23 protein-coding genes are annotated in these 20575 nt (G+C 61.8%); 5 read left to right on the top strand and 18 right to left on the bottom strand.

Going from position 1 to position 20575, the window contains the following annotated elements; genetic code table 11:
* Positions 1-84: 84 nt before the first annotated feature.
* The gene (locus O4H31_RS14690; RefSeq protein WP_269346943.1) at positions 85-615 is read right to left on the bottom strand and encodes a hypothetical protein; all 531 of its coding nucleotides are present in this window, start codon (positions 613-615) and stop codon (positions 85-87) included.
* A 16-nt stretch (positions 616-631) separates the two neighbouring features.
* The gene (locus O4H31_RS14695) at positions 632-1351 is read right to left on the bottom strand and encodes a 16S rRNA (uracil(1498)-N(3))-methyltransferase (RefSeq protein ID WP_269346944.1); all 720 of its coding nucleotides are present in this window, start codon (positions 1349-1351) and stop codon (positions 632-634) included.
* 12 nt (positions 1352-1363) lie between these two features.
* Here O4H31_RS14695 and ubiA point away from each other — a divergent pair, with 12 nt between their 5' ends.
* The 4 genes from ubiA to O4H31_RS14715 are packed head-to-tail and all read left to right on the top strand — an operon-like array spanning position 1364 to position 5053.
* Positions 1364-2338, top strand: coding sequence for a 4-hydroxybenzoate octaprenyltransferase (gene ubiA / locus O4H31_RS14700; protein WP_269346946.1), 975 nt, complete (start codon positions 1364-1366; stop codon positions 2336-2338).
* Positions 2339-2397: 59 nt separating this feature from the next.
* The gene (locus O4H31_RS14705) at positions 2398-4323 is read left to right on the top strand and encodes an OmpA family protein (protein ID WP_269346948.1); all 1926 of its coding nucleotides are present in this window, start codon (positions 2398-2400) and stop codon (positions 4321-4323) included.
* Positions 4310-4633 carry a hypothetical protein gene (locus O4H31_RS14710; RefSeq protein ID WP_007118939.1) on the top strand — a complete coding sequence of 108 codons (324 nt, stop codon included), beginning with the start codon at positions 4310-4312 and terminating at the stop codon, positions 4631-4633. The genes O4H31_RS14705 and O4H31_RS14710 overlap by 14 nt, the downstream gene beginning before the upstream one ends.
* A gap of 24 nt (positions 4634-4657) precedes the next feature.
* Positions 4658-5053 carry a VOC family protein gene (locus O4H31_RS14715; RefSeq protein ID WP_269346951.1) on the top strand — a complete coding sequence of 132 codons (396 nt, stop codon included), beginning with the start codon at positions 4658-4660 and terminating at the stop codon, positions 5051-5053.
* A 9-nt stretch (positions 5054-5062) separates the two neighbouring features.
* Here the strand turns inward: O4H31_RS14715 and O4H31_RS14720 are convergent, their stop codons facing one another.
* From O4H31_RS14720 to O4H31_RS14765, 10 genes are all read right to left on the bottom strand, one after another.
* Positions 5063-5506, bottom strand: a complete 444-nt coding sequence (locus O4H31_RS14720) for a molybdenum cofactor biosynthesis protein MoaE (protein WP_269346952.1) — start codon at positions 5504-5506, stop codon at positions 5063-5065.
* A 3-nt stretch (positions 5507-5509) separates the two neighbouring features.
* Entirely contained in the window at positions 5510-5755 is a 246-nt protein-coding gene (gene moaD / locus O4H31_RS14725; RefSeq protein ID WP_269346954.1) for a molybdopterin converting factor subunit 1, read from the bottom strand.
* Positions 5755-6420: a CDP-diacylglycerol--glycerol-3-phosphate 3-phosphatidyltransferase gene (gene pgsA / locus O4H31_RS14730; RefSeq protein WP_067628893.1), complete on the bottom strand. Its 666-nt coding sequence runs from the start codon at positions 6418-6420 to the stop codon at positions 5755-5757. The genes moaD and pgsA overlap by 1 nt, the downstream gene beginning before the upstream one ends.
* A 78-nt stretch (positions 6421-6498) precedes the next feature.
* A complete protein-coding gene (uvrC, locus tag O4H31_RS14735; protein WP_269346957.1) occupies positions 6499-8367 on the bottom strand; it encodes an excinuclease ABC subunit UvrC in 1869 nt (622 codons plus the stop codon).
* A gap of 285 nt (positions 8368-8652) precedes the next feature.
* Positions 8653-9432 carry an SDR family oxidoreductase gene (locus O4H31_RS14740; RefSeq protein WP_269346959.1) on the bottom strand — a complete coding sequence of 260 codons (780 nt, stop codon included), beginning with the start codon at positions 9430-9432 and terminating at the stop codon, positions 8653-8655.
* Positions 9433-9444: 12 nt separating this feature from the next.
* Positions 9445-10404: a calcium/sodium antiporter gene (locus tag O4H31_RS14745; protein ID WP_269346961.1), complete on the bottom strand. Its 960-nt coding sequence runs from the start codon at positions 10402-10404 to the stop codon at positions 9445-9447.
* Between the two features lie 167 nt (positions 10405-10571).
* Positions 10572-11369 (bottom strand): S49 family peptidase, encoded by a 798-nt coding sequence (locus O4H31_RS14750; RefSeq protein ID WP_269346962.1) that lies wholly within the window; start codon positions 11367-11369, stop codon positions 10572-10574.
* Positions 11370-11429: 60 nt separating this feature from the next.
* Positions 11430-12191: an ABC transporter permease gene (locus O4H31_RS14755; protein ID WP_067629772.1), complete on the bottom strand. Its 762-nt coding sequence runs from the start codon at positions 12189-12191 to the stop codon at positions 11430-11432.
* The gene (locus tag O4H31_RS14760) at positions 12188-13117 is read right to left on the bottom strand and encodes an ABC transporter ATP-binding protein (protein WP_269346963.1); all 930 of its coding nucleotides are present in this window, start codon (positions 13115-13117) and stop codon (positions 12188-12190) included. Before O4H31_RS14760 ends, O4H31_RS14755 begins: the two co-directional genes overlap by 4 nt.
* A gap of 63 nt (positions 13118-13180) precedes the next feature.
* Positions 13181-13702, bottom strand: a complete 522-nt coding sequence (locus O4H31_RS14765; protein WP_269346964.1) for a CoxG family protein — start codon at positions 13700-13702, stop codon at positions 13181-13183.
* 103 nt (positions 13703-13805) lie between these two features.
* On the opposite strand from O4H31_RS14765, the gene O4H31_RS14770 reads away from it, so the two are divergent.
* Positions 13806-14786 carry a DMT family transporter gene (locus tag O4H31_RS14770; protein WP_269346966.1) on the top strand — a complete coding sequence of 327 codons (981 nt, stop codon included), beginning with the start codon at positions 13806-13808 and terminating at the stop codon, positions 14784-14786.
* Here O4H31_RS14770 and O4H31_RS14775 read toward each other — a convergent pair.
* The 6 genes from O4H31_RS14775 to O4H31_RS14800 all read right to left on the bottom strand — a co-directional run bounded on the left by O4H31_RS14775 (position 14783) and on the right by O4H31_RS14800 (position 20522).
* The gene (locus tag O4H31_RS14775; protein WP_269346968.1) at positions 14783-15748 is read right to left on the bottom strand and encodes an NADPH:quinone oxidoreductase family protein; all 966 of its coding nucleotides are present in this window, start codon (positions 15746-15748) and stop codon (positions 14783-14785) included. The genes O4H31_RS14770 and O4H31_RS14775 overlap by 4 nt on opposite strands.
* Positions 15749-15831: 83 nt before the next feature.
* Positions 15832-15942, bottom strand: coding sequence for a DUF2474 family protein (locus O4H31_RS14780; protein ID WP_082849496.1), 111 nt, complete (start codon positions 15940-15942; stop codon positions 15832-15834).
* On the bottom strand, positions 15942-16949 hold the full coding sequence (gene cydB, locus O4H31_RS14785) for a cytochrome d ubiquinol oxidase subunit II (protein WP_269346971.1): 1008 nt from the start codon (positions 16947-16949) through the stop codon (positions 15942-15944). The genes O4H31_RS14780 and cydB overlap by 1 nt, the downstream gene beginning before the upstream one ends.
* A 1-nt stretch (position 16950) precedes the next feature.
* Complete coding sequence (locus tag O4H31_RS14790) at positions 16951-18414, bottom strand: cytochrome ubiquinol oxidase subunit I (protein ID WP_269346973.1); 1464 nt, start codon at positions 18412-18414, stop codon at positions 16951-16953.
* 90 nt (positions 18415-18504) lie between these two features.
* The gene (locus O4H31_RS14795) at positions 18505-19854 is read right to left on the bottom strand and encodes a HAMP domain-containing sensor histidine kinase (protein ID WP_259984269.1); all 1350 of its coding nucleotides are present in this window, start codon (positions 19852-19854) and stop codon (positions 18505-18507) included.
* Complete coding sequence (locus O4H31_RS14800) at positions 19851-20522, bottom strand: response regulator transcription factor (RefSeq protein ID WP_269346974.1); 672 nt, start codon at positions 20520-20522, stop codon at positions 19851-19853. The genes O4H31_RS14795 and O4H31_RS14800 overlap by 4 nt, the downstream gene beginning before the upstream one ends.
* Between the last annotated feature and the right edge of the window lie 53 nt (positions 20523-20575).

The raw sequence follows: 20575 nt of genomic DNA on the forward strand, positions 1-20575 counted from the left end.
CGTTTTGAAGGGTCGTCTTGGGTGTCTTCTAAGGTGACGACTTGGCGTCGTGTTTAGCAGGGATGGGCGGAATTGCCGGGGCTGTCAATGCAGCAAGACATGCGCCGGGCGCAGCGGCGCGCGCTCCCAGATCACAACGGCGTCATGGCGGGTCTTGCGCAACTCAAAGAGCATCCGCTCGGTGCGCAGCCCCGGCAGGGCGGCGAAAGCGTCAAAAAGCGCCTCTGAGCCAGCGGCATTCACCGGGATCAGCAAGGGGGGGTCATCGTCGCGCGGCTCAAGCCGCCAATGGGCGGGAAACATCTGCCGGTCGAGGCTGAGCCGCTGCAGTTCGCGCAGAGCGACCGTGCCCCCGGTCAGCGGGCCGAAATAGGTGATCTGCCCCTCGACAACCTGAACGGCCCCCGCGCCATCCCCCTCGCCGCGAAACCGCGCGCGCTGCACGCCGAGCCAGATCAGCGCAGCCCCGCCCGCAAGGGCAGCGTATCCCGGCACCGCCAGCAAAAAGCCCGGCCCGGCCACCAGCCAGAGCCCAAAGAGCATCAGCCCGCCGCCGACGATCGCTTCGCGCCAGCGCCAAAGCTGGTCGCGGGCGCCTTGGCGCAGGAAACTCATCGGGCCACCTTTTGCATCACCAATCTCCCAAAGCCTGCTGCCACATCGTCATCGCCGCCACCGCCGCCGTGTCGGCCCGCAGGATGCGCGGCCCCAGCGTGACGGCGTGGGCATGATCAAACCCGTGCAAGCGCTTGCGTTCGGACTCAGAGAACCCACCTTCGGGGCCGATGAGGATAGCCCATGGGCCTTGCGCGCCCATGGGAAGCGCGCCGTTTTCCCCGGCCAAAGCCTCATCGCAAAACATGATCTGCCGGGTGCTGTCCCATTGGTCCAGCAGCCGCCCCAGCTTCACCGCCTCGGCCACTTCCGGCACATAGGTGCCGCCGCATTGCTCTGCCGCCTCGACCGCATGAGCCTGAAGCCGCGCCTGCTGCACGCGACCTGCGTTGGTAAATTCAGTCATCACCGGGACAATGCGCGAGGCGCCCATCTCGGCGGCTTTTTCAACAATAAAATCTGTCCGGGTCTTTTTGATCGGCGCGAAAAGCAGCCACAGATCCGGCGGCATCTGCAACGGGCGGGTCTGTTCGATACAGGTCAGCACCCCGCCGCGTTTGCCCGCCTCGGCCACTTCGGCCAGCCATTCGCCATCGCGCCCGTTGAACAAAAGCACCCCTGCCCCAACCGACAGCCGCATCACCCCAAAGAGATAATGCGCCTGCTCACGCGCCAAAGGAACCGTTTGCCCCTGCCCCAAGGGCTGATCTACATACAATCTGATTTTCGCATTCATGGGGCCAGATATATGCACAACCAGCCGCCTTCGCCAGATGCTACGCACGATGCGCCTGTTGCCGATGCTGTGACCGACAATTGGGTCGACCGTTACGCCCCTGCCGGACTGCGCCCCTACCTGCGGCTGAGCCGCGCGGACCGCCCCATTGGCACATGGCTGTTGCTGCTGCCCTGCTGGTGGGGGCTGAGCCTTGCGATCCTTTTCGATCAGGCACCCCGGTGGGAGGATCTGTGGATCTTCACGGGCTGCGGCATCGGCGCCTTTCTGATGCGAGGGGCGGGCTGTACGTGGAACGACATCACCGATCGCAACATCGACGGAAAGGTCGCGCGCACCCGCTCGCGACCGATCCCTTCGGGGGCGGTCACGGTGAAACAGGCGCTGGCGTGGATGGTGGGGCAAATGCTGCTGGCGCTGCTGATCCTGCTTTCCTTTAACCAAGCGGCCATCGCCATGGGCGTGCTGGCGCTGCTGCCGGTGGCGGTCTATCCCTTCGCCAAACGCTTCACATGGTGGCCGCAGGTCTTTCTGGGCCTCGCCTTTAACTGGGGCGCGATGCTGGCTTGGACGGCGCATGCGGGCACGTTGCACGCGCCCGCCGTGGTGCTCTACCTCGCCGGGATCGCTTGGACGCTGTTCTATGACACGATCTATGCCCATCAGGATGCCGAGGATGACGCGCTGATCGGGGTCAAATCCACCGCCCGGCTCTTTGGAGAGAATTCTGGCAAATGGCTGCGGCGCTTCCTCATGGCGACTGTCGGTTTGATGGGGATCGCCGTGATCTATGCCGGGTTGCCGCAGGCTTCGGTGCTGGCGCTGGCGATTGCGCTTGGCGGGCCTTGGGCCATGGGATGGCATATGGCGTGGCAATTGCGCGGGCTGGACACCAAAGACAATGCCAAGCTCTTGCAGCTCTTTCGCGCTAACCGCGATACCGGCATGATCCCGCTGTTGTTTTTCGCAGCAAGTCTTCTGGCCTGATTGCACCCCCGGCAGGACGCGCGTATCAAGTCTTGAGCTTAACAACCAGAAGGCCGCCCATGCGCCTCTTCGCCATTTTCATGATCGCCCTGACCTTTGCAGCCGCAGGGGTGGTCTCTCTCGTGGCGGCAAGCTTTTCGGTGCAGTTGATCGAGGATACTTCCGAAATCGGTGTGCGTGACGCGCTGGACGATCAGGGCATGACATGGGCCGAGGTGCAGGCCGATGGTCTGCAAGTCACCCTCGCCGGGATCGCCCCGACCGAGGCCGTGCGTTTCCGCGCCCTGTCGACCGCAGGCACCGTGGTCGACGCCGCTCGCGTGATCGACGAGATGGAGGTCGAGGCCCAATCCGGCATCGCCCCGCCGCGTTTCTCTGCCGAGGTTCTGCGCAATGATGCGGGCATCTCGATCATTGGCCTGATCCCCACCAGCACCGACCGCGAGGCGGTGATCGACGCCTTTGATGACATGGCGGGTGACGCCACGGTAACCGACCTGTTGGAATCTGCCGACTATCCCGCCCCCGAAGGCTGGGAAGACGCGCTGAACTTTGCGGTGCGTGCCATGGCGGACCTGCCCCGCGCCAAAGCCTCGGTCGATGCGGGGCGCGTGACGATTACCGCCATCGCCGACAGCGCCGCCGCCAAGGCGCAGATGGAGCGCAAACTGCAGCGCGCGGCCCCGCCCAGCCTGCGGCTGCGGCTCGACATCGCGGCACCCCGCCCAGTGATCACCCCCTTTACCCTGCGGTTTGAGATCGACGCCGAAGGCGCGCGTTTCGATGCTTGCTCTGCCGATACCGAAGCCGCCGCCAACCGCATCCTGAAAGCGGGCATCGCCGCCGGCGCGTCAGAAAGTGCCGATTGCACCATTGGTCTGGGTGTGCCCAGCCCGAACTGGGGCCGCGCCGTGGCGCTGGCCATCGAAGCGCTGAGCCGCGTGGGCCAGGGCGCCATTTCTTTCGCAGATGCAGACATTACATTGCTGGCCGCGCCTGGCACCGAGTCCAACACATTCGACCGCGTTGTGGGCGAGTTGGAAAACGCCCTTCCGGATGTTTTCGCCCTGACCGCAAAACTGCCGAAAGTCGAAGATCCCGACGCAGGCCCGCCCGAATTCACTGCCACCCTCTCGCCCGAGGGGCAGGTGCAACTGCGCGGACGGCTCTCGACCGAGGGGCTGCGCGATCTGGCGGACAGCTACGCAAAATCGCATTTCGGATCGGCCAATGTCTATACCGCCGCACGTCTGGATGAGACCCTGCCCGACGATTGGGCCACCCGCGTCCTGACCGGGCTGGAGGCCATGGCCTCGCTGGCCAACGGCTCTGTCAATGTCACGCCCGACCGGCTTGAGGTGATGGGCAACACCGGCAACAAGGACGCGAACACCACCGTTGCCTCACTTCTGGCCGACAAGCTGGGCGAAGGTGCGGATTACAGCATCGACATCACCTATCAAGAAAAGCTCGACCCCATCGCGGGTCTGCCCACGCCCGAAGAATGCGAAGCCGAGATTCGCGAAATCCTGAAAATCGGCAAGATCACTTTTGAGCCGGGCAGCGCCACGATCGACGCGGCCGCTCTGGGCACGATGGATGATATCGCCGAGGTGCTGAAACGCTGCGGTGACATCCCGCTGGAAATTCAGGGCTACACCGACAGCCAAGGCCGCGAATCGATGAACCTGTCGCTGTCGCAAAGCCGCGCGGAATCGGTTCTGAACGAATTGCGCGCCCGCCGGGTGCTGACCTCGTCCTTCCTTGCCAAGGGCTATGGCGAAGAAAACCCCATCGCCGACAACAAGACCGAGGATGGCCGCGAAGCCAACCGCCGCATCGAATTCCGCCTGATCCAACCCGAGGCTGAGACGCCCGAAGACGAAACAGCGCTGGAATCTGCGGAAGAAACGGGCGATACCACGGCAGAAGAGATCGGGGAATCCGACGAAACCGAAGAAGGCAGCGGTGATGAGCAGAACTGAGTTTGTCCTGGCAACAGCCATCATTCTTTTCGTGGCCTTCTGCATGGGATGGTTCGCCAATTGGCTGCTGAACCGCTTCACCCGTGTGGCCGCCGATGATGTGGCCCAGCTTGACCGGATGAGCCAAGAGCTTCACGAGGCCGAAGAAACCCGCGATCAGGCGATCACCTATCTGCAGCAACGCGAAGCCGAACTGACCAATCAGCTTGCTCAGACCGAGGCAGAGTTGCGCGCCGCGATGGACGGCCTGCGCGACGCCCGCCACGAGGCCGAAGAGATGCGCGCCTATATCGAGCGTCAGAAAGCCTAACCCCACGCCCTTCAGGAGGCTCCCATGGCCAAACTCGCCCATTCCATGATCCGCGTCCTTGATGAGGCGGCATCAGTGAAATTCTACGAAGACGTTTTCGGGCTGAAGATTGCGGACCGTTTGGATTTCGACAGCTTCACGCTGATCTACCTGCGCGACGCTGCGGGCGATTTCGAGCTGGAACTGACGGTCAACAAGGACCGCGACACGCCCTATAATCTGGGCGACGGTTATGGCCATCTGGCCTTTGTGGTCGAAGACCTCAAAGCCGCCCGCGACACCGCGATCAAAGCCGGTGCCGCCCCGCGTGACATCGTTGATTTCCGCCCTGCGGGGGAGACTGTGGCAAAGTTCTTCTTTGTGACGGACCCGGATGGCTATCAGATCGAAGTCATCGAAAAAGGCGGGCGTTTCGCCTGACGCAGAGGCTCACCAGCGGTTCAACGCGGCCTCATCTTCGTCTTTCGCGGCAACCCACGCCTCACCCTCAGCCGTGATCTCGCGCTTCCAGAATGGCGCGCGGGATTTAAGGTAGTCCATCAAAAACTCCGCCGCCTCGAATGCGCTGCGGCGATGCCGCGCCGCCGTGGCGACCATCATGATCTGCTCACCCGGGGCCAGCCGCCCATAACGGTGGATCACCAGCGCATCTTGCAGTTCGAACCGCGTAACGGCCTGCTGCGCAATCTCGCGCAGCGCCTTTTCGGTCATGCCCGGGTAATGTTCGATCTCCATCGCGCTCAGCGTGCCCGCGTCATTGTCGCGCACGACGCCGGTAAAGGTCACAATCGCACCGCTGTCGCCCTCGCCCATCGCGAAACGCGTGGTTTCCTCGGCCAGATCAAAGGGCGCTTCCTGCACCAAAACGCGCATGGATCAGCCCCCGGTCATCGGTGGGAAAAAGGCCACCTCGCGCGCGCCTTTCAGCGGGGCGTCGAAATCGGTCAACTCCTGATCCACGGCCACGCGCAATGCGGAGAGATCAGAAAACGCCATCTCGTAACGCTCCTCTCGGCCACGCAATTCTTCGACCAATTCGGCCACGGTCGCAGCGGTGCTTTCCACCCGTTCGCGGGGCAGACCGATCCGTTCGCGAACCCATGCAAAATAGAGGATGTCCATTAGATTGGCTCCTTCAAATGCGGCAGCGCCTTGCGCAGGTAGTCAAAGCCGGTGATGGCGGTCAGCACCGCGGCGATCCACAGCAGGACCAGCCCCAACAGCCCGGCCCATTCCATCCCGGCGAGTTTCCAACCCAGCCCCAGAGTATCTTCGACCTCGCCATCAAGGATCGCTTCGATCATCTGCTGGTCCATGCCGAAAACACTCATGCCAAGGTAATGCTCGAACACGCCCTGAGAAAACAGCACGGCGATGGCGATCATCTGCAGGGTCGTCTTCCACTTGGCCAGTTGGGTGACCTTCAAAGTGCCCGCGACATCGCCCAGATATTCACGCAGGCCCGAAACAAAAACCTCGCGAAATAGGATCAGCGTGGCGGGCAAGACCAGCCAAGGCGACCAGCTTGAGAAGGCCACGATCACCATCAGCGCGATCACCACCATCGCTTTGTCGGCAATCGGGTCGAGCATGGCGCCCAGCTTGGTCTCTTGCCCCCAAGCGCGGGCGAGGTAGCCGTCAAACCAATCCGTCACCGCCGCCCCGACAAACAGCACCAATGCGAACCAGTCGGCATAGGGGCGCGTAAAATAGAGAAACATGACCGCCACACCGGGGGCCGCGACCAGCCTGAGCAGGGTCAGGATATTGGGCAAATTCCATTTCATGACGTTATCCTATCTTGCGCCGTTCGCGGCTGAAAGGACGAAACCGCGCCAGCGGCCTGCCCTTCGGCGGGCGCATACCTAACCCTTTTCATGGAAGTAGCCATAAATTGTCTCTGCCAGCGCATCCGACACCCCTTCGACGGCCTTAAGATCGCTGAGGTTCGCGCGGCCCACCGCCTTGGCCGAGCCGAAATGCGCCAAAAGCGCGCGTTTGCGCGCGGCCCCGACGCCCGGCACATCATCGAGCGGCGTGGCGCTGACCCCCTTGGCGCGTTTCGCGCGGTGGGTACCGATGGCGAAACGGTGCGCCTCGTCACGCAGACGCTGCACGAAATACAGCACCGGATCATTGTGCCGCAACGCCATGACGCGCTTGCCGACGCGGTGGAACTCTTCCTTGCCCGCATCCCGATCAATGCCCTTGGCGACGCCAACCATCGGAATGTCCTGTACCCCATGCTGCGCCATAATCGAGGCCACGGCACTCACCTGCCCGGCGCCCCCATCAATCAGCAGCAGATCAGGCCAAAGCCCACGACTGCGGTCAGGGTCTTCTTTGATCAGGCGCTTAAACCGGCGGTGCAGCACCTCTTTCATCATGCCAAAGTCATCGCCGGGGGTCAGGTCGTCACCACGGATGTTGAACTTGCGGTATTGGTTTTTCATCATGCCCTCGGGGCCCGCGACAATCATCGCGCCAACGGCATTGGTGCCTTGGATATGCGAGTTGTCGTAAACCTCAATCCGTTCGGGCGGTTTTGGCAAATCAAAGGCATCGGCCAGCCCCTGTAGCAGCTTGGTCTGGGTCGCCGTCTCGGCCATCTTGCGGGCAAGGCTTTCGCGGGCATTGCGCAGGGCACCGTCGACCAGTTCGGCCTTCTCGCCCCGCTGTGGCACCAACAGTTCCACCTTGCGTCCAATCTTGCCGCTCAGCGCTTCGGCCATCAGATCGGGGCTTTCGATCTCATTGCTCAAGATCAACTGCCGTGGCGGCTCGCGGGTGTCGTAGAACTGGCTGATGAAAGCCTCCAGCACCTCGGCGGCGTCTACATCGGCCCCGACGCGGGGGTAGTAATCCCGGTTGCCCCAGTTCTGGTTGGCACGGATGAAGAAGACCTGCACGCAGGCCTGACCGCCCTCCATATGCAGCGCGATGATATCGGCCTCGTTCACACCCTGCGGGTTAATGCCCTGGGCCGTTTGCACCTGCGTCAGCGCCTTGATCCGGTCGCGCAGAGCGGCGGCGCGTTCAAACTCCATCGCCTCCGATGCCTCGGCCATGTCCCGCGCCAAACGGCCCTGAATATCCGTGGATTTGCCACTTAGAAACCGCTCCGCATCGCGGACGGTCTGACGATATTCCTCGGCCGAGATTTTGCCGACGCAGGGGGCAGAGCAGCGTTTGATCTGATGCTGCAAGCAAGGCCGTGTGCGGCTGTCGAACATTGAGTTGGAGCAATCACGCAACAGGAACACCCGCTGCAACTGGTTCAGCGTGCGGTTCACCGCACCCGCGCTGGCGAAGGGGCCGTAGTAGCTGCCCTTTTCCTTTTTCGCGCCACGGTGTTTCTTGATCTGCGGGTAGTCGTGATCGGCGGTGACAAGGATATTGGGAAAGCTCTTGTCGTCGCGCAGCAGCACGTTGAACTTGGGCTTGAGCTGTTTAATCAGGTTCTGTTCAAGCAGCAGCGCCTCGGTTTCCGTCTTGGTGGTCAGAAACATCATCGAAGCGGTATTAGCGATCATCCTTGAGATGCGCCCCGAATGCCCTGTGGGCCGCGCATAGGACGACACCCGCGCGCGCAGGTTCCGCGCCTTGCCAACATAGAGCACGCGGCTCTCCGCATCGAGCATCCGGTAGACGCCCGGCGAGGAATCGAGCGACTTCAGATAGGCCTGAATCACCTGGCGGCCTTGCGGCGGAGGGCTGTCGTTTGGCGTGGTCATCTCAGGCGCTGATTCTCGTGCTTCGCTGCAATAGGACGGCAATGGGGGCAAGCTTTAACATGTCCACCGAACATGTGGATAACTCTGACGATAACTTCTGGGCATCTTGGATTTCTCTTTGTTTTTAATATGGTTCGCTGATTTGCCTATTTTTTAGGCGCGCCCGTAATATGCTGATTTCGCTCACTCTTTTGTATACCATGAAACAAGCCCCTGAAAACAAAAGGGTTTCGGTAACACTTTGGTTACATAGGTTAACGAGGTGCAAAACTTCCCGCATGGCCATCAGTTTCGGGGGCTTTTAGGGCTTGTATCCCACTGCAGATGTTCGCCTCCATCGGTGCAGATAAGCTGCCCTGTGACGCCCGGCGAATCGATGAAATAGCCCAGTGCCGCCGTGATATCCTCTGGATTTGCCCCCCGGCCCAAAACCGTGCCGCGGCGCTGCGCGGCAAAGTCTTCGGCGTCTTGATGCGGGCCTTGCAACGTGGGGCCGGGACCGATGCCATTGACCCGGATCGCCGGGGCCAGCGCCTGCGCGGTGGTGCGCGTCATCGCCCAAAGGCCCATCTTGGCGATCGTATAGGTGGTGAATTCCGGCGTCAGGTTGCGTACCCGCTGATCCAGCATATTGATGATCAAACCGCGCGCACGCGGCTCGCCCCCGGCGTCGACCTTGGGCATCAGCCCCTGCCCCGCCATCGCCTGCGTCAACACGAAGGGCGCCCGCAGGTTGCTGCCCATATGCCGGTCCCAGCTTTCACGGCTGGCGCTCGCGATATCGTCCTGCTCGAATATCGAGGCGTTGTTCACAAGGCAGGTGATCGACCCGCCAAGCGCCTCTGCCGCGCGGGGCAAGAGCGCCTCCGCTGCGGCGTCGTCCAAAAGGTCGGCTTGCAGGGCCACGGCGCGGCGGCCCATCGCAGCGATCTCGGCGGCGGTTGCCTCGGCCCCGGCACGCGAGGTGGCGTAATGCACCGCCACGTCAAAGCCCCGCTGCCCGAGATAGAGCGCCATGGCGCGGCCCAGACGTTGCCCGGCTCCGGTCACCAATGCCCGCCGCATCTGCCGTCCTCCTCAGATCAGGATGATAAACAAATAAAGCCCGTAAAGCGCGCTCAGCGCCACACCCCAAAGCCGCGTGATATCGCGCCCCAGATAGACGAAGGGGATCAGCAGCAATGACGCGCCCAGCATCACCCACAGGTCGATCCGCAAGAAGGCTTCGTCGACCGAGATCGGGCCGACAAGGCTTGCGATGCCGATAATAGCCAGCAGGTTGAACATATTCGAACCAATGACGTTCCCAAGCGCCACATCCGCCTGACGGCGCAGTGCGGCCATCACCGTAGTTGCCAGCTCCGGAAGCGACGTGCCGACGGCCACCAGCGTCAGGCCGATCACCGTGTCGCTGACACCGTAGGTCTGGGCGATGAGCGTCGCATTATCCACCAAAAGGCTCGCACCCAAGGGCAGACCGATCAGCCCGAGGATCAGGAACAGCGCAATCTGCCAGCCCGCCATGTCGGGGTCGGCGCCTTCGGGCTCTTCCTCTTCCTCAACCTCCCCGCTCCGGCAGGCGCGGCGGTGATCTTTGGCATCGCCAAAAGCGTCGTAGAGCATATAGGCCAGACCGGAGAGCAGGATCAGCCCCGAGATCCAGTCGAACACACCGCGGAAGGCCAATGCGATGAAGAGCAGCGAGGCAGCGATCATCTGATTATAGGTCTTGCGCGTGCTGCATTCGGAGGTATGCATCGTCGCCAACAGCGCGGGAATGCCCAGCACCATCAGGATGTTAGCCGTGTTCGACCCGACCACATTGCCAAGCGCCAGCCCCGGCACCCCGTCCAAGATCGCCTTGACCGAAATCAGGAGTTCCGGCGCCGAGGTGCCAAAGGCCACGATCGTCAGACTGACGATCAGAGCGGGCACGCCAAGGCGCAGCGACAGGTTTACCGCCCCTTTCACCAACGCATCCCCCGCAAACAGCAGGATCACGAGGCCAAGCCCCGAAAGTAGCCACGGCATCAGCATCAACGCCCTCCCTTACAGGCGCATTCGCCCTTGCCAATGCGGTAACGTCCGCAGTCACGGCATTTGGTCCGGGACAGGCGCTTGCCCCCCAGCCAATGCATTTTTCCAAACCAAGCGAGCAGGCCCATGGCCACCAGAAACAGCAGAACGATCTTAAAAACCATGGGCTAGAGACCAAACCGCGCATAGGCCGCGCGTTCCTCTATGCCCTGCACCGCGTCCTGCACCATCTGGACGCCAAAGCGCGACAACAGCCCGCGTTTCACACCATAGCGGCGCAGTTTGACCTTCTCGCCAAAGCGCTCTTTCAGCAGCGGTTTCAGATGGCCGATACCGTCGATCAAGCCCAGTTCGGTGGCGCGTTTCGCCAGCCAGATTTCTCCGGTGAAGAGGTCTTGCCCCTCGGGCAGCTTGCCCGCACGGCGGGTCTTCACGTGGTCGATGAAATTCGCGTGGATGTCTTCCAACAACACTTTCAGCCGGGCGACATCCTCTGGATTTTCAGGGCGAAACGGATCAAGCATCGATTTGCTCTGCCCTGCCGTATAGACCCGCCGCTCAACCCCATGCTCGCGAATGAACTCATGCACCCCGAAAGAGGCCGAGATCACCCCGATAGAGCCCACGACCGAGCTTGGGTCCGCGTAAATCTCATCCGCCGCAGCCGCCAGCCAATAGCCGCCCGAGGCCGCCACATCTTCAACGAATGCGATGACGGGGATGTTCTTTTCCTCCGCCAACCGCCGAATGCGCGCGCCGATCAGCGATGATTGCACCGGACTGCCACCGGGAGAGTTAATCTCCAACGCGACAGCGGCAGGCTTGCCCTTGGCAAAAGCCTTTTCGATGACCGGAGCCATGGTGGCATCGTTCAACACCGCGCGGCCCTGCGACCCGATCATGCCGGAAAGCCGGATCACGGAAACGCTGGGCGGGGATTTTAGGAAGGGCAGCCGAATTCTCATTCTTCTCATGTAGAACGCCCACCCCGTGCAAACAAGGCGGGCGCAGAAGTTTCGCGGCCCTCAGGCCCGCAGACGCCAGCCGGTGCGGAAAATCCACCAGATCACGCCAAGGCAAAGCGCCGTGAACAGCGCGATTGCCGCAAGGCTGGTCAGGATCGGCACATCGGCAGAGCCGAAAAATGCCCAACGGAAACCTGAGATCAGATAGACCACCGGATTGAAATGCGAGATCACCTGCCAGACCGGCGGCAGCATCGAGATCGAGTAGAAGGACCCGCCGAGGAAGACCAACGGCGTGACGATCAAGAGCGGCACCAGTTGCAACTGCTCAAAATTCCCCGCCCAGATTCCGATGATGAAGCCCATCAGCGCGAAACTGATGCAGGTCAGGATCAGGAAAGCGACCATGGCGATGGGATGCTGGATCGTAATGTCGACAAAGAAAAACGCCGTGATTAGGATGATCGTGCCAATGAACAGCGCCTTGGTGGCCGCCGCACCGACATAACCGATGACGATCTCGAAAAAGTTGATCGGGGCCGAAAGCAATTCATAGACCGTGCCGATAAATTTCGGGAAATAGATGCCGAAAGAGGCGTTTGAGATCGACTGCGTGATGACGCTCAGCATGATCAGCCCCGGCACGATAAAGGCGCCATAGCTCACGCCCTCGACCTCTTCGATCCGGCTGCCGATGGCTGCGCCGAAGACGACGAAGTAGAGCGAGGTCGACAGCACCGGCGAGATGATGCTTTGCGTGATGGTGCGAAAGAAACGCGCCATTTCAAAGGCGTAGATGGCTTTGATCGCGGTCCAGTTCATGCCGCATCCTCCTTGAGCAGGTCAACAAAGATATCTTCCAAACTGCTTTGCCGTGTCGCCACGTCCTGCAACACCAGACCGCTTTCGGCGACTTTCGAGAGCAGCTTGGTGATGCCGGTCCGCTCGGCGTTGGTGTCATAAGTATAGATCAGGGACCGCCCGTCGGCGGACAATTCAACATCCGGCGATTGCAGTGCCAGCGGCACGTCGGTGATCGGCTCGGTAAGCTGCACTTCGAGTTGTTTTTTGCCCATCCGCGCCATCAGCGCGTCTTTCTCTTCGACCAGCAGCAATTCGCCCTTGGCGATGACGCCGATCCGGTCCGCGATGGCCTCGGCCTCTTCGATGTAATGGGTGGTCAGGATGATCGTCACGCCCGAGGCTTTGAGCCCCGCGACGATCTCCCACATGTCCTTGCGCAGTTCCACGTCGACGCCCGCGGTGGGCTCATCAAGGAACAGCACCTTCGGGTCATGCGACAGTGCTTTGGCGATCAGCACGCGGCGCTTCATCCCGCCCGAAAGCTCACGGATCTGGCTGTCTTTCTTGTCCCAGAGCGAGAGTTGGCGCAGGATTTTCTCCAGCACCGCCTCATCCGCCGGCCGGCCAAACAGCCCACGCGAGAAGCGCACGGTGTTGAGCACCCGTTCAAAGGGCTCCAGGTTGATCTCCTGCGGAACCAGTCCAATCATCGAACGGGCCGCGCGAAAATCATCCTTAATGTCGTGCCCACCCACAGTCACCGTGCCGCTGGTCGCGGTGGTGATGCCGCAGATGGTCGAGATCAGCGTCGTCTTACCCGCCCCGTTGGAGCCTAGGAGAGCAAGGATTTCGCCCTGTTCGATCTGTAGGTTGACCCCTTTAAGCGCCTCGAAACCGCCCGCGTAGGATTTACGCAGGTTCTGAATATCCACGATTGTCGGCATGGTCGTCTCCGCTTTGGTAAGGCGGGCAACCTAACTGGCTTTGGCCTGAGTGAACAGATGCCTTCAGGTCTTGGCGCGGCCGAACCAGCCCTTTTTGGCGGGGGCGTCCTCGGCTGGCGTGTCAGCCTCGATCGCCTCCTCTGTCGGACCTTCGAGCGAAGATTGCAGGTTATCAAAGAACTGATCCGCCATCTTTTTTGCGAAACCGTCGATGATCCGACTGCCAAGCTGCGCCAGCTTGCCACCGACTTTGGCCTCGACATCGTAACTGAGCTCAGTGCCGCCGTCCTTTTCGGCCAGCCGCACTTCCGCACCGCCTTTGGCGAAACCGGCTGCACCGCCCTTGCCCTCGCCCGTGATGGTCAGCGCTTCGTTCGGCACCAGATTGGAGAGCGTCACGTGCCCCTTAAAGGTCGCCTTCACCGGGCCGACCTTTTGCACGACGGTGGCGTCATACCCCTCTTCAACCGAGCCGGTTACATCCTGCGCGCCGGGCACGCAGGTTTGCAGCATCTCCGGGTCGAGCAATGCGGCATAGACCTCGGCCGGGGTGGCGGCGATCTGGCGGGTGTCGGACATCTGCATGGCTGGCTCTCCCTTTGGCGTATCCCACCAGTCTAGCGGGTAATTCTGCGCAAACCAATGTCAAAGCGCTGGACCTTACGCACCGGGCTGGTAGGTCTTTGCCATGACAACTATACCCCATAACCGCGCCGGACTGGCGATCGGGCTGATCCTTCTCGGCGTGACCGCGATTTCGGTCAATGACATGCTCATTAAACGTTTGTCGGGCGGCTATCCGCTGCATCAGATCGTTTTTACGCGCTCGGCCATCGGGATTCTGCTGGGATTGGTTCTGGTCAAACTTGAGGGCGGGTTTCATCTGCTCAAGACGCGCCAGCCGGGGCTGCATCTGCTGCGTGGGCTGCTCATCGTGATCTCGAACATGTCGTTCTTTCTGGCACTGTCGGTCCTGCCGCTGGCCGAGGCGACGGCGCTGTTCTTTGCCGCACCCCTGTTCATCACGCTGCTGTCGATCCCTCTGTTGGGCGAAAAGGTCGGCCCGCTGCGCCTTGGCGCGGTGATCGTCGGGTTCATTGGTGTGGTCATCATGATGCGCCCTTGGGCTTCTACGGCGACGCTCGAAGTCTCCCGCTGGGTCTTGCTGCTGCCGGTACTGGCGGCGCTGACCTATGCGCTGAACCAATTGATGACCCGTAAGCTGGGCGTGAACTCCAAAGCATCGGCCTTGATGGTCTATATTCAGGCCGCCTTCGTTGCCGTGTCGCTGGGGTTCTTCCTGATCGCGGGCGATGGGCGTTTCGTGGATGAGGGCAGCAATGCCTCGCTCCAGTTCCTGCTGCGCGCATGGGTTTGGCCTGCTGAGGAGGATTACCTCACCTTCCTCGGCATTGGCCTCAACATCGCGCTGATCGGCTATTGCCTGAGCCAAGCCTACCGGCTGGGAGATGCCGCCACCGTGGCCCCTTTTGAATATATCGGCCTGCCACTGGCGGTCTTCTGGGGTTTCGTGATCTTCGGCGACCTGCCAGTTTGGGAAGTCTGGGTCGGGATCGCGCTGATCCTCGCCTCGGGCCTGTTCGTTTATCTACGCGAGCGCCAAAAGGCGCTGCGCGTGACACGTTTGCAGGGCGGGCGGCGCGCCTAGCGCGCCACCTCCACCACCACCTTGCCCGTCGCCTTGCGGTCGCGCAGCAGGGCCAGCGCCTCATTCGCCTGCTCCAGCGGCATGACGTTGCTGACATGGGGTTTCAGCTTGCCCGCGACATACCATTTGATCAGCTCGGCGAAACTATCGGTCAGCACCGAAGGTTTGATCTTGGCGTAACCGCCCCAATAGAACCCCAGCACGCTCAGGTTCTTGACCAGCAGGATATTCGCCGGGATCTGCGGCACCTCGCCGCTGGCAAAGCCCAAGGGGATCAGCCGCGCTTCGGGGTTGCAGGCGCGCATGGCGGCTTTGAACTGGTCGCCGCCCACCGGGTCATAGACCACATCGGCCCCGCCCAATTCCTTGACGATGGCGCGGATGTCATCGGTCTCGGAATTGATCAAATGGTCGGCACCCGCCTCTTTGCAGACTGCGAGTTTGTCCGCGCCGCGCGCCACGGCGATCACCTCAGCGCCCATCATCTTGCCCAGTTCCACCGCCGTCAGCCCGATGCCGCCCGACGCGCCCAGCACCAACAACCGTTCGCCCGGTTGCAGCCGCGCCTTATAGTCCAGCGCCACATGACTGGTGCCATAGGCAATCAGAAAGGCTGCCGCATCCACGGCGGTCATCTCTTCGGGGATCGGCACGCAGACCGCCGCCGGAATGGCGGCATATTCGGCCAGCCCATCAAAGCCGGTATAGGCAGCCACCCGCTGGCCGACTTTCAGGTGGTCGACCCCCGCGCCCAAAGCGGTAATCGTACCCGCCATCTCCATCCCCAGCGTGAAGGGCAGCGGCGGTTTTTCCTGATAGGTGCCCTTGATGATCAGCAAATCGCCAAAGTTCAGCCCGCAGGTATCGACTTGGATCAGCACCTCGCCCTGCCCCGGCATCGGCATCTCAAGCTCTTGCAGGGTGAGCGGTTCGTCGTAGGCGGTGACTTGCATGGCGCGCATCGGGCTGTCCTTTCGTTCTGCTTTGGGCGTGAAGAGGCCAGAAGCCGCCGCACTTGGCAAGGCCCGAGGCGCGCGCCGCTGCGTCAGCCGGGCATGATCACAAGCCGGATGCCATAGGCCACCACCGCCAGCAAGGCGACGCTGGCCAGCCAAAGCGCCACGAACCAGCCGCTGCGTTTTAGCCATTTTCCCATCAATGATAGCCCTCCTCGGGGTCGATTTTGCCGCGGAACACCCAATAGGCATAGGCCGTGTAGCTGAGGATCAGCGGCAGCAGCACCAGCGTACCGACCAGCGCGAACATCAGGCTTTCATCGGGGGCGGCGGCATCGGCGATGGTCAGGCTTGGCGGCACCATATGCGGGTAAAAGCTGATCCCGATGCCGATGAAACCCAACACGAACAGCGCCTGCGCACAGAGGAAGGGCTGAATGTCCGCCTTGCGTTGCAAGCCGCGCAGCATCCCAAAGGCCGCAAGCGCCACCAAAAGCGGCACCAAGCCGCTGAACAGCGCCGTGGGCCACGCGAACCACCGCTCGAAATAGACCGCATCGGTGAAAGGCGTCCAAAGGCTGACCATTCCCATGAAGACCAAAGTCGCCACCGCCAGCGGCCAAGCAAGGCGGCGCATGTGGGCCTGAATGCGGCCCTCCAGCTTCATGTTGAGCCATGTGGCCCCCAGCAAAGCATAGCCCACGGTCACCGCCACCCCGGTCAGGATCGAGAAAGGCGTGAGCCAATCCCACCAGCCGCCCGCATAGGCGCGGCCTTCGATTTCAATTCCCTGCACCAGCGCGCCAAGGGCGATGCCCTGACAGAAGGAGGCCACCAGCGAGCCGCCGAAAAACGCCATGTCCCACAGGGGCTTCCAACGTTTGGTACGCCAACGGTACTCAAACGCCACGCCGCGAAAGATCAGCCCCAGCAGCATCAGGATGATCGGCATGTAAAGCGCGGGCATGACAACCGCATAGGCCAGTGGAAAGACCGCAAAAAGCCCACCGCCGCCCAGCACCAGCCATGTCTCGTTGCCGTCCCAGATGGGAGCGACCGAGTTCATCATCACGTTGCGCTCGCCCTCGTCCTTGGACATCGGAAAGAGCAGCCCAACCCCCAGATCAAACCCGTCGAGGACGACATAGATCAGCACGGCACCGGCGATGATCCCGGCCCAGATGAACGAAAGTTCAAGTCCAAACATCTCAGCTATCCCCGCGCTTGTTTTTGACCGCTTTGTCTCTGACCGCCGCCTCTTCGCCGACAGCAAGGATCGGCCCCTCATCCTGCGCAGCGGCGTCCTGCGCGGCGTCATCCTGCGCGGCGTCGCGCTCGTCTTCCAGCACATGATCCACAACCGGTTTGCGCATCATCGCCACGATATACCACGTGCCCGCGCCGAAGACGAAAAAGTACACCACGATGAAAGCGATCAGCGAGGTCGCCACGGCAGGTGCCTCAATCGGTGCAAGGCTTTCAGAGGTTCGCAGCAGCCCGTAAACCGTGAAGGGCTGCCGCCCGACTTCGGTCGTGATCCAGCCCGCCAGCACCGCGACAAAGCCCGTGGGCCCCATCAACAGCGCCAGACGGTGCAACAGCGGCGCGTCGTAGAGCCGCCCCCGCAGCCGTGCGAGCGCGGCCCAAAGCCCCAGCCCCAGCATCGCAAAACCAAGTGCGATCATGATGCGGAAAGACCAGAAAACAATCGCCACCGGTGGCTCATCCTCATCCGGGATCGTATCAAGCCCCGGCAGCGGCGCGTTCAGATCATGCTTGAGGATCAGGGAAGACAGCTTGGGGATCTCGACCGCGTAATCAATGCGCTTTTCCTCAGGGTTCGGGATGCCGAAAAGGATCAACGGCGCGCCATCTGGATGGCTGTCGTAATGCCCCTCCATCGCCATGACCTTGGCGGGCTGATGCTCCAGCGTGTTGAGGCCGTGCATGTCGCCCGCAAAAATCTGTAGCGGCGTGACCAGCAAAAGCATCCACATCGCCATCGAGAACATCCGCCGCGCGGCCCGGTCGGCGTGATCGCGCAGCAAGTGCAAACCGCCGACCGCGCCCACGACCAGCGCCGTGGTCAGATAGGCCGCCAGCACCATATGCACCAAACGGTAGGGGAAGGAGGGGTTAAAGACGATCGCCCACCAATCCTCGGGCACGAACTGACCCACGTCATTGATGCCAAAGCCCGCAGGCGTCTGCATCCAAGAGTTCACCGAAAGGATCCATGTGGCCGAGGCCAGTGTACCAAGCGCCACCAGCGCTGTGGCAAACATATGCAGCCCGTCGCCGACCCGTTTGCGGCCAAAGAGCATGATGCCAAGGAACCCGGCTTCGAGGAAGAAGGCCGAGAGGACTTCATAGGCCATCAGCGGCCCGACAACCGGCCCTGCCTTGTCGGAAAACACCGACCAGTTTGTGCCGATCTGGTAGGACATGACGATGCCCGAGACGACCCCCATGCCAAAGGCCACGGCAAAGATTTTCTTCCAATAGTTAAAGAGCTTCAGATAGGTTTCTTCGCGTTTCCAAAGCCAAAGCGCGTTCAGCACGGCCAGAAAACTCGCCAACCCGATCGAGAAAGCCGGGAAGATGATATGGAACGAAACCGTGAATGCAAACTGCACCCGCGCTAGGATTTCGGCGGTGTAACCGTCGAGCATGTGAAGCCCTCGCGTGTTGTTTCCTGACCTATATAGGACCGGGGGGAGCGAGAGGCACAGGCTAAATTGCCGCAGCCGTTTGCATTTGTCCTAACTGTCGAATGTCACCACCACACGCAGCCCCGGCGCGTTGTCGATGAGTTCCAGCCTTGCCCGGTGCAGTTTCACGACCCCATCGACCAGCGCCAGCCCCAGCCCATGGCCCGGCGTGCCCCGGCTGCGATCAAGCCGGTAGAGCCGCTGCAACACTTTGTCGCGGTCCTGCGCCGGAATGCCGGGGCCGCCATCTGCGACACTGAGTGTGACCTGACCCGCCGCCTGTTCCAGCGAAATGTCCACCGCCTCGGCGTCGCCAGAATGGCGCAGGGCATTCTCGATCAGATTGGCGATCATCTGACCCAGCAATGCACGGTCGCCTGTGACATGGGCAGGCGTCTTTGGCAGGGTGCAGATCAGGCGCTTGCCCTGTTCGCCCGCCGCGGGCTCATAAAGCTCGACCATGGTTCGGCACAGCGCGGTCAGATCGACGGGGGTGAAATGGGCGCGGGCATCGCCCTGCTCCACCTGCGCGAGTTGTAGCAGAGATTGAAAGATCGCGGCGATGCCGTCCAATTCGGCACGTGCACGGGCCAGCGGTTCGGTTCTGTTTTCGCCCGTGGCCTCGGCCCTGTCGAGATCGTCCAGATGCACCGAGACACGTTGGATCGGGGTTTTTAGGTCATGGGCGATATCCAGCGACACCTGCCGCAGCGCTGCCACCGACGTTTCCTGCGCCCGGGCCATTTGGTTGACCGCCTCACCAATGCGCAGCAGGTCATCCGACCAGCGCGGCCCGGGCGATACCCTTGCCGCCAGATCGCCTGCGGTCAGCCGGTCCAGCGTGGCGCGGATCACCTCGACATGCCGTTTGGAACGTCGGGCAAGGATCAACCCGCCCGAAAGCGCGATCAACACCGTGGGCAACAGGCTCACCAGCAAGATATTCACGAAAACCTCGCGCAGGGCGGTGATCTCGGCCCGGCTGCGCGCGATGGTCAAAAGCCCGCCATAAAGCGTATCGGTGAGCGTGAGATAAACCCCGTCATACTGCGCCCGCGCCGCGCCGATTGAGACGATGTGATAACCTTCGTTATCCCGCGCGATGGCCCCGTTGCCATAGATACGACCATTAGGGCCGATGTAGCTTAGGATCAGCCTGTTGGGGTCTGTCTCGCGCGATTCCGCCTCGACCAGCCGCGCAAGGGCGGCGGCACCGGGGGCGGCGCGAAAGCCCGCCATGTCTTGCGCGAGATCGGCCCGGATCGCCTGTTCAAACGATCGCTGGGTGACGGCATAGCTGGCCGCAAGGCTAAGCAGGCTGACGATGGTAAAAAGCAGCACCAGCAAAAGCGCCAACCGCAGCGGCATGGAACGCCACAACCCAGCCAGCCGCGCCTTCATGTGTCGATCCTATAGCCCGCGCCGCGCACGGTCTGGATTAACTCGCTGTCAAAGGGTCGGTCGACCTTGGCCCGCAGGCGGCTGATGTGGGTCTCAACCACATTGGTCATCGGGTCAAAGGAGATGTCCCAGACCGCCTCAAGCAGCATGGTTCGCGTTTGCACCCGGCCTTTCCGGCGGAGCAGATGCTCTAGCAAAGCAAATTCACGCGGTAGCAGGTCAATCTCTTGGCCCGCGCGCGTGACCCGGCGGCTGATCAGGTCCATCGTCAGGTCGCCAGCGCGGAGGGTCGTTTCCTGCTCCAGCGCCTGCGGGCGACGCGCCAGCGCATTCACCCGCGCCGACAGTTCGCCAAAGGCAAAGGGCTTGACCAGATAATCATCCGCCCCGGCGTTCAGCCCATCAATCCGATCCTCCACCGCCCCCATCGCCGTGAGCAGCAACACCGGCGTGGCATTGCCTGCCCCGCGCAGGGTTTTCAGAAGGGTCAGCCCGTCCAACTCAGGCAGCATCCGATCAAGGATCAGCACGTCATACTGCCCGGTGGTGGCCTGCACCAACCCGTCGCGGCCATCGGCCACCACATCCACCGCATGCCCCTCTTCGCGCAGGCCGCGCGCGATATAGGTGCTGGTGGTGGTATCGTCTTCGACAACAAGCAGTTTCATCGGGGTCTCATCTAGGTTCAGCCAAGAGGTAAGACAATTCTGCCGCCCGCGCA

This window comes from Sulfitobacter dubius (genome assembly GCF_027214245.1).
Taxonomy (GTDB): Bacteria; Pseudomonadota; Alphaproteobacteria; order Rhodobacterales; family Rhodobacteraceae; genus Sulfitobacter; species Sulfitobacter dubius_A.

Coding starts and splice junctions, on each gene's coding strand:
- O4H31_RS14690 (WP_269346943.1), bottom strand. CDS start 615: ATGAGTTTCCTGCGCCAAGGCGCCCGCGACCAGCTTTGGCGCTGGCGC.
- O4H31_RS14695 (WP_269346944.1), bottom strand. CDS start 1,351: ATGAATGCGAAAATCAGATTGTATGTAGATCAGCCCTTGGGGCAGGGG.
- ubiA (WP_269346946.1), top strand. CDS start 1,364: ATGCACAACCAGCCGCCTTCGCCAGATGCTACGCACGATGCGCCTGTT.
- O4H31_RS14705 (WP_269346948.1), top strand. CDS start 2,398: ATGCGCCTCTTCGCCATTTTCATGATCGCCCTGACCTTTGCAGCCGCA.
- O4H31_RS14710 (WP_007118939.1), top strand. CDS start 4,310: ATGAGCAGAACTGAGTTTGTCCTGGCAACAGCCATCATTCTTTTCGTG.
- O4H31_RS14715 (WP_269346951.1), top strand. CDS start 4,658: ATGGCCAAACTCGCCCATTCCATGATCCGCGTCCTTGATGAGGCGGCA.
- O4H31_RS14720 (WP_269346952.1), bottom strand. CDS start 5,506: ATGCGCGTTTTGGTGCAGGAAGCGCCCTTTGATCTGGCCGAGGAAACC.
- moaD (WP_269346954.1), bottom strand. CDS start 5,755: ATGGACATCCTCTATTTTGCATGGGTTCGCGAACGGATCGGTCTGCCC.
- pgsA (WP_067628893.1), bottom strand. CDS start 6,420: ATGAAATGGAATTTGCCCAATATCCTGACCCTGCTCAGGCTGGTCGCG.
- uvrC (WP_269346957.1), bottom strand. CDS start 8,367: ATGACCACGCCAAACGACAGCCCTCCGCCGCAAGGCCGCCAGGTGATT.
- O4H31_RS14740 (WP_269346959.1), bottom strand. CDS start 9,432: ATGCGGCGGGCATTGGTGACCGGAGCCGGGCAACGTCTGGGCCGCGCC.
- O4H31_RS14745 (WP_269346961.1), bottom strand. CDS start 10,404: ATGCTGATGCCGTGGCTACTTTCGGGGCTTGGCCTCGTGATCCTGCTG.
- O4H31_RS14750 (WP_269346962.1), bottom strand. CDS start 11,369: ATGAGAATTCGGCTGCCCTTCCTAAAATCCCCGCCCAGCGTTTCCGTG.
- O4H31_RS14755 (WP_067629772.1), bottom strand. CDS start 12,191: ATGAACTGGACCGCGATCAAAGCCATCTACGCCTTTGAAATGGCGCGT.
- O4H31_RS14760 (WP_269346963.1), bottom strand. CDS start 13,117: ATGCCGACAATCGTGGATATTCAGAACCTGCGTAAATCCTACGCGGGC.
- O4H31_RS14765 (WP_269346964.1), bottom strand. CDS start 13,702: ATGCAGATGTCCGACACCCGCCAGATCGCCGCCACCCCGGCCGAGGTC.
- O4H31_RS14770 (WP_269346966.1), top strand. CDS start 13,806: ATGACAACTATACCCCATAACCGCGCCGGACTGGCGATCGGGCTGATC.
- O4H31_RS14775 (WP_269346968.1), bottom strand. CDS start 15,748: ATGCGCGCCATGCAAGTCACCGCCTACGACGAACCGCTCACCCTGCAA.
- O4H31_RS14780 (WP_082849496.1), bottom strand. CDS start 15,942: ATGGGAAAATGGCTAAAACGCAGCGGCTGGTTCGTGGCGCTTTGGCTG.
- cydB (WP_269346971.1), bottom strand. CDS start 16,949: ATGTTTGGACTTGAACTTTCGTTCATCTGGGCCGGGATCATCGCCGGT.
- O4H31_RS14790 (WP_269346973.1), bottom strand. CDS start 18,414: ATGCTCGACGGTTACACCGCCGAAATCCTAGCGCGGGTGCAGTTTGCA.
- O4H31_RS14795 (WP_259984269.1), bottom strand. CDS start 19,854: ATGAAGGCGCGGCTGGCTGGGTTGTGGCGTTCCATGCCGCTGCGGTTG.
- O4H31_RS14800 (WP_269346974.1), bottom strand. CDS start 20,522: ATGAAACTGCTTGTTGTCGAAGACGATACCACCACCAGCACCTATATC.